The organism is Rhodococcus sp. LB1 (genome assembly GCF_001583455.1).
GTDB lineage: Bacteria > Actinomycetota > Actinomycetes > Mycobacteriales > Mycobacteriaceae > Rhodococcus_F > Rhodococcus_F opacus.
This window is the reverse complement of sequence record NZ_LTCZ01000023.1, coordinates 23,448-29,537: the sequence shown is the minus strand read 5'-3', so window position 1 is coordinate 29,537 and position 6,090 is coordinate 23,448. Positions and strand designations below refer to the sequence as shown.

Below are 6,090 nucleotides of genomic sequence, written 5' to 3'. Positions count from 1 at the left end.
GTGGTTGCGTGGCCACGCAAGTTGCGCCACGTCATTCGGTGGGCCGGACGGTTGGTGCCGGTCGTCAGGTGTGGTTGTTCGCCAGGTGCAGAACCTGTGAACGTTCGGCGGGTGCAAGGAGGCAGGAGGGGCAATGGGTGGACAGTATGCGCACGAGGTCGTGATAGAAGCGAGTCGGATCGACTCCGAACGCGACGAAGATCTCGCCGTCGGGTGGCTTCCCGAACGGTGCCCACGTTCGTGCGAACTTGAGCACGCGCCGCTCCTGCGGTGTCAGGGGATCGGGGACCGCCGTGGCAGTGCCCGGCCGTCGCCGCGTCATCGCTGTGCCCACGAGTCGTCGGCGGCCGGATATCCGACGCTGAACAGGGGAAATATTCGAACTTTCTCCGCCGGACGGGAGAGGTCGGCGACCGCGATCCGGACCGATTCGGGCAGGCACAGTCGGAGGGTGACCGCCGCGGCGGCGATGAGGGCGTCGAGCATCAGTGTGGGCATGGGTCGGTCCTGGTTCGGAAGGGGTGTCAGGTGAATTGCGGGGTGCGTCTGGTGAGGAACGCGTCGATTCCCTCGTGCGCAGCGGGTTCGTCGACCAGGGTGGTGATCGCCGCGGCCTCATGGTTGAGCTGGGTGGTGAAGTCGTGGTCGGTGGACGTTCGGAGTAGGTGTTTCGCTGTACCGAATGCCCGGGTGGGGCCTGCCGCCAACTGCTCGATGACGGATTGGGCCTCCTGCGGCAGGGTGTCCGGGTCCACGGCCCGGCTGATCAGCCCCCAGCTCTGTGCTTCGGCGGCGGTGAAGACGCGGTTGGTCAGGGTCAGATCGAGGGCGCGTGCGAGCCCGAGGTCGCGGGCCAGGCGCCAGGTGCTGCCGAAGTCGGGGCTCAGTCCCGCTGCGGTGTAGGCCATCTTGAACTTCGCGGTGTCGGCGGCGATGACGATGTCCCCGGTGAGCACGATGCCGATGCCCCCACCCGCGGCGGTTCCCTGGACGATGGTGACCACCGGTACCGGCGCGCTCGTCAACAGTTCGATGGCGCGGTGCGCCGTGGAGGTCACCTGGTCCATCAGGTCGCTGCGGTCCTCGGCGGTGGCGAAGCTCTGCAGGTCGCCGCCGACGCAGAACATCGGTCCCGTGGCGTCGAGGACCGCCACGCGCAGACCGGTGGTGCACGCGTCGTGGACTCGTTCGGCGGCTTCGAGGAAGTCTTCGGCCATCGGGAGGTCGAAGGCATTGCCGTGTTGGGGGCGGTCCAGGGTGATGCGGGCGATCGCACCGTCGGATTCGAAGGCGATGCGCTCGTGGGTGAGGTGTGCCATCAGTGCGTGTCCTCCGAGGTGCGGTTTCGTTGGGCGGCGAGGTCGATGTACCACTGCAGGGCGGCGGCGTCGTCGACAGCCTGAGGGTCGATGACGGCGTCGACGGGTGCACCCTGGAACAGTCGTTTGATGGGGATTTCCAGTTTCTTCCCGGTGCGGGTGTGCGGAATCGCGGGTGCGGCGAGGATCTCGTCGGGCACGTGCCGGGGTGAGGCGTCGCGGCGGATGGTGTCGCAGATCGTGCGGGTCAGGTCGTCGTCGAGGACGGTGTCGTCGGCGAGTGTGACGAACAGCGGCATCCAGTAGGTCCCGTCGGGGTATTCGACTCCGATGACGAGCGATTCCCGGACCTCGGGGAGTTTCTCGGCGGCCTGATAGATGTCGGAACTGCCCATCCGGACACCGTTGCGGTTGAGGGTGGAGTCGGAGCGTCCGTGGACCACGACGCTGCCGTGGTCGCTGATGGTGATCCAGTCACCGTGCCGCCACACGCCGGGGTAGGTGTCGAAATACGCGTCGCGGTACCGCTTCCCGTCGGGATCGTTCCAGAAGTGCACTGGCATCGAGGGCATCGGTTTGGTCAGGACCATCTCACCGACGTCGCCGATGAGGGCGTTGCCGTCCTCATCCCAGGCTTCCAGTGCCGCGCCCAGCGATACGACGGGGATTTCCCCGGCCTGGACGGGCACGGTGGGGACGGCGGTGGCGAAGGCGCTGACGACGTCGGTTCCGCCGGTCATCGACGCGACCTGGACGTCGGATCCGACGTGTTCGGCGACCCAGTGGTAGGAGGCCGGGGGGAGCACGGAGCCGGTGACCCCGAGCGTCTCGAGCGTGGAGAGGTCGTGCTCGGCGGCGGGGGCGTGCTGTCCTTTTTCGCAGGCCTGCAGGTAGGCGGGGCTGGTGCCGAGGTGGGTGACGCGGTTGCGGTCGGCGAGCGCCCACAGGGTGTCGGTGGTGGGGAAGCCGGGGCTGCCGTCGTAGCAGACGATGGTGGCACCCACCAGCAGGCCGGCGACCTGGAAGTTCCACATCATCCAGCTCGGCGAGGTGTACCAGAAGTAGGTATCGCCGGGGGAGATGTCGAGGTGGAAGGACATGGACTTGAGGTGTTCGAGCACCACGCCGCCGTGTCCGTGGACGATCCCCTTGGGGCGTCCGCTGGTGCCGGAGGAGAACAGCACCCACAGCGGATGGTCGAAGGCGACGGGGGTGGTCTCGAGTGCGGTGTCACCGGCGGCGGCCTCGGCCCAGGTGGTGATCGGTGCGAGTCCGGCGGTAGCGAGTCCGATCCGAGGGATGACGATGGTGGCGTCGAGGGAGGGAATGTGGGATCGGATGTAGCCGATGGCCTCACGCCGATCGTGGGCTTTACCGCCGTAGTGGTAGCCGTCGGCGGCGATCAGGGCTTTTGGTTCGAGCTGGCCGAGGCGGTCCACGGCCGCCGGCGCGGAGTAGTCCTGTCCGCAGGAGGCCCAGATCGCGCCGAGGCTGGCGGTGGCGAGGAACGCAACGACGGCTTCGGCGATGTTGGGTAGGTATCCGACGACGCGATCACCGTGCCCTACTCCGGACCGGCGCAGGGTGTCGGCGACGGCACCAACCTGCCGCTCGAGTTCCGCCCAGGACAGGGTGCGGCGACCGGCACCGCCGGGTTCGCTTTCGTCGATGATCGCGACGGCATCCGGGTGGCGGTGCCGGAAGATCTGATCGACGTAGTTGAGGGTGGCTCCGGGAAACCATTGGGCGCCGGGCATGGTCTCGTCGGCGAGCACCTGGTCGTAGGGGGCGTCGGCAGCGATGTCGAAGTACGCCCACACTGCGCCCCAGAATTGCGTGATGTCGGTCGCCGACCACCGCTGGAGGGCGGTGTAGTCGTCGAAGTCCAGACCCCGATTGGTCTTCAACCAGCGGCGGAAGACCTCCACGTTCGCGTTCTCGGTGCGCTTACGGGTGGGGTACCAGGTCTGCAGCGACCCGTCGGTCCTCCCGCAGACGCGGCGTGCAGCGGACACGGCCTGCCGGGCGGCGCTGCCGAGCAGGGTGGCGTCGTTGCTCAGCATGGTGAAGTCGTAGCCGGCGTCGACGGTGGCGCGCACCGCCTCCTCGGTGGCGGCCCCGGCGTTGCCGACCGGCACTCCAGCGGCCTGTACCGCGGCGATGGCCTTGGCGATCAATTCGACGATCCGGGCATCGGTTTCGGCTTGCCCTTCGCTCACGGCGAGGTCGGCTGCACCGATGAGGACGGCGTCGACCCCGTCGACGGCGGCGATGTCACCCGCGACGAGTGCTGCTGCCGCGCTTTCGATCTGGGCGATGCACACCACTTCCTCGTTACCGAACCGGAGGTACTCCTCCCGGTCCAGAGCCCCCCAGTGGCCGGCGCGGCTGGTGTTCCCGACTCCGCGGGTTCCCTGTGGTGGGAACCGCATGGCTCGGACGGCGCTGCGTGCCTCGTCGGCGGAGTCGATGTGCGGGAACATTAGTCCGTCCGCGCCGCTGTCGAGCACCCGTTGGATGAGCCCGGTGTCGGTGGCGGGTATCCGCACGATCGGGGACAGACCGGAGGTTTTGGCGATCCCGATGAGCGCGTACACCGTTCCGATGTCCACGGGGCTGTGTTCGAGATCGATCACCACGAAATCGAATCCGGCGCCGGCGACGAGTTCGACGCTTTCGAGGGCGGGAAGCTTGATCCAGGTGCCGAGCGGGAGATGGTTGTCTCGTTCGAGGGCTGCACGGAAACCGCAGGTGGTGTGGGTCGTGATCATCGGGTCGGGTAGTCCTTTGCGTTGAGAACCCAACCAGCATCGGAGAAGTCCTGGCGAGGTGGGGAGAAGATGTCGATCAGCTGTTGGGCGGGGCCCACCCCTTGGCTGGTGTGCACGGTGGGCGGGGGAATGATCGCCACCGAGGGGGAACCGACCGGGGTGTGTTCGTCGGGTTTCCACTCGGTCGAGTCCGGTCCCCACGGGTAGCGGATGTGGTGGACGTAAGCACCGGTGACGGCGAGCGACATCTGCTCGAAGTCGTCGTGGTGGTGGGGCGAGAGCTTGGCCGGCGGCCGGGGCGCGGATTCCTCGGCGAGGAAGTTCACCATGATGTTGGTGGTGCGGAAGATCCGTCCGAACCTGCCCTCGGCGATGGGCGTCTGGGCGAGCGGGTAGACCCGCAGCCGGAAGCCGTCGACGGGGTCGGGCCACGGCTGCCAGGGAGCGACCTGCGGGTCCCGTTCGGTGTAGGCGGCGGCGTTCTGGGCGGTGGCCGCGACGTCGTTCTGCGTGGTGATCAACCGGATGACCGGCCCGTCGGTCAGCGCTTCGATGCTGCTCGCACCGGGCGGAATCACCACCAGGGCGTCTTCGGTGACCTCGGCACTGTCGTGGCCGGCGGCGACCCGAATCTGGGCGCTGCCGGAGTAGAGCAGGGCGACGTACTCGTCGTCCTGCTCGCGCGGAAATTCGTCGCCGGCGACGGCGTCGGTCCACAGAACGGCCAGGTTCTGACTGCGAAAGACCCAGGTCTTGGAGCCCTTCATGGTGATCTCGTCCGGTTCGGAATCCCGAAACTCGAGGTACTGCGCCGCTCGGATACCGGTAGCCGGCGGGCCCTGCGATTGCGGCTTGCCGCCCGCGAGCTTCGACCGCACGTCATCTGCCGCGTACATCTCTTACCTCCAATGTCGGTACCGCGAAACCACTGAGGGCTTGTTCCGATCCGAGTTCGGATCGCTCCTTTACAGCCCTACCAAAGTGTGTATACGATTCGTGTGTTGAGTATAGGTGATCGTGCTCACAACGTGTCAACGAACTTCCGAGGAGTAACAAATGGCAATCAACCGGATCGACCACGCGGCCGTGCGGGTCAAGGACCTGGGTCAGGCGCTGGAGTGGTACGAGGGTGTCCTCGGTCTGACCGTGCTGGACCGCAACGCCGATCGCGCGTTGCTGGCCTGTTCGGGCACCGCCGCCGACCTCACGCTCATCGACGGCGGGCAGAGCATCGACAGCTTCGCGTTCGGCGTCGACCACGCCGACGACCTCGACGAAATCATCTCGCGGCTGGACAAGAACGGGGTGGCCTACAAGCGGTACAAGGAAGCCGACCGCCCCGGCCACAGCGACATCCTCGGCTTCGACCTGCCCAGCGGCCACCGGATGGAATTCGCCGTCGGCTACGGCGACCGGCGGGCCGGGGTGACGAACTTCCAGTCGGACGGCTCCTTCATTCCCACCGACATCGACCACATCAACCTTCTCGGAGAAGGGGATCCGCAGGAGTTCTCCGAGTTCATGAAGATGGTCCTGGGCTTCAAGCAGTCCCTCGCACTGACCATCGCCGGCAAGTGGGCGGCCTCCTGGCTGCGCGCCTCCAAGCTCGACCACGACCTGGCCTACATGCAGGCGCAGCGTCCCTCGGACCGCCTGCACCACGTCGCGTTCGCCGTCCAGGACGGCAACCACTACTTCCGCCTCAGCGACCGGCTCACCGAGACGGGCAACCGGTGGGAGTTCGGACCCGGCCGGCACATGGGCGGTATCCCACGCGACACCCAGGGCTTCGGCACCAACAACTTCGCCTACGCCTTCGACCCGACCGGAAACCGCAACGAATTCAGCTGCGGCATGAACGAATTCGAGGACGACGACCCGGGCTACATCGGCGAGACCAGCCCCGAGAAGTTCCCGGAGATCATGAACGGGTGGGCGTACAACATGCCCGAGTCGTTCATGACGATCGGTTCCTGACCCCGTCCCCTCACCTTCCCTCA

The 6,090-nt window shown here is 66.9% G+C and carries 6 protein-coding genes and 1 pseudogene; 1 reads left to right on the top strand and 6 read right to left on the bottom strand.

The features are described 5' to 3' along the window. Window positions 1-64: 64 nt before the first annotated feature. From AZG88_RS04850 to AZG88_RS04830, 6 genes and pseudogenes are all read right to left on the bottom strand, one after another. The gene (locus tag AZG88_RS04850) at window positions 65-256 is read right to left on the bottom strand and encodes a hypothetical protein (protein WP_156517425.1); all 192 of its coding nucleotides are present in this window, start codon (window positions 254-256) and stop codon (window positions 65-67) included. 62 nt (window positions 257-318) lie between these two features. Beyond that, the gene (locus AZG88_RS04845) at window positions 319-498 is read right to left on the bottom strand and encodes a hypothetical protein (protein WP_061697089.1); all 180 of its coding nucleotides are present in this window, start codon (window positions 496-498) and stop codon (window positions 319-321) included. Between the two features lie 26 nt (window positions 499-524). Further along, window positions 525-1,319 (bottom strand): enoyl-CoA hydratase/isomerase family protein, encoded by a 795-nt coding sequence (locus AZG88_RS04840; protein ID WP_061697088.1) that lies wholly within the window; start codon window positions 1,317-1,319, stop codon window positions 525-527. Beyond that, window positions 1,319-3,292: an acetoacetate--CoA ligase gene (locus AZG88_RS04835; RefSeq protein WP_061697095.1), complete on the bottom strand. Its 1,974-nt coding sequence runs from the start codon at window positions 3,290-3,292 to the stop codon at window positions 1,319-1,321. The genes AZG88_RS04840 and AZG88_RS04835 overlap by 1 nt, the downstream gene beginning before the upstream one ends. Window positions 3,293-3,379: 87 nt before the next feature. Next, window positions 3,380-4,090: pseudogene (locus AZG88_RS53335) on the bottom strand (HpcH/HpaI aldolase family protein); the annotation flags it as partial. Next, window positions 4,087-4,986: a hypothetical protein gene (locus AZG88_RS04830; RefSeq protein ID WP_061697087.1), complete on the bottom strand. Its 900-nt coding sequence runs from the start codon at window positions 4,984-4,986 to the stop codon at window positions 4,087-4,089. The gene AZG88_RS04830 and the pseudogene AZG88_RS53335, both read right to left, overlap by 4 nt. A 160-nt stretch (window positions 4,987-5,146) precedes the next feature. Between AZG88_RS04830 and AZG88_RS04825 the strand changes: the two genes are divergently transcribed. Then, on the top strand, window positions 5,147-6,067 hold the full coding sequence (locus AZG88_RS04825; protein ID WP_061697086.1) for a VOC family protein: 921 nt from the start codon (window positions 5,147-5,149) through the stop codon (window positions 6,065-6,067). The last annotated feature ends 23 nt before the right edge of the window (window positions 6,068-6,090 follow it).

What these genes read in the sequence shown, in the direction of transcription:
- AZG88_RS04845 (WP_061697089.1), bottom strand. Translation starts at nt 498, where the DNA reads ATGCCCACACTGATGCTCGACGCCCTCATCGCCGCCGCGGCGGTCACC.
- AZG88_RS04840 (WP_061697088.1), bottom strand. Translation starts at nt 1,319, where the DNA reads ATGGCACACCTCACCCACGAGCGCATCGCCTTCGAATCCGACGGTGCG.
- AZG88_RS04830 (WP_061697087.1), bottom strand. Translation starts at nt 4,986, where the DNA reads ATGTACGCGGCAGATGACGTGCGGTCGAAGCTCGCGGGCGGCAAGCCG.
- AZG88_RS04825 (WP_061697086.1), top strand. Translation starts at nt 5,147, where the DNA reads ATGGCAATCAACCGGATCGACCACGCGGCCGTGCGGGTCAAGGACCTG.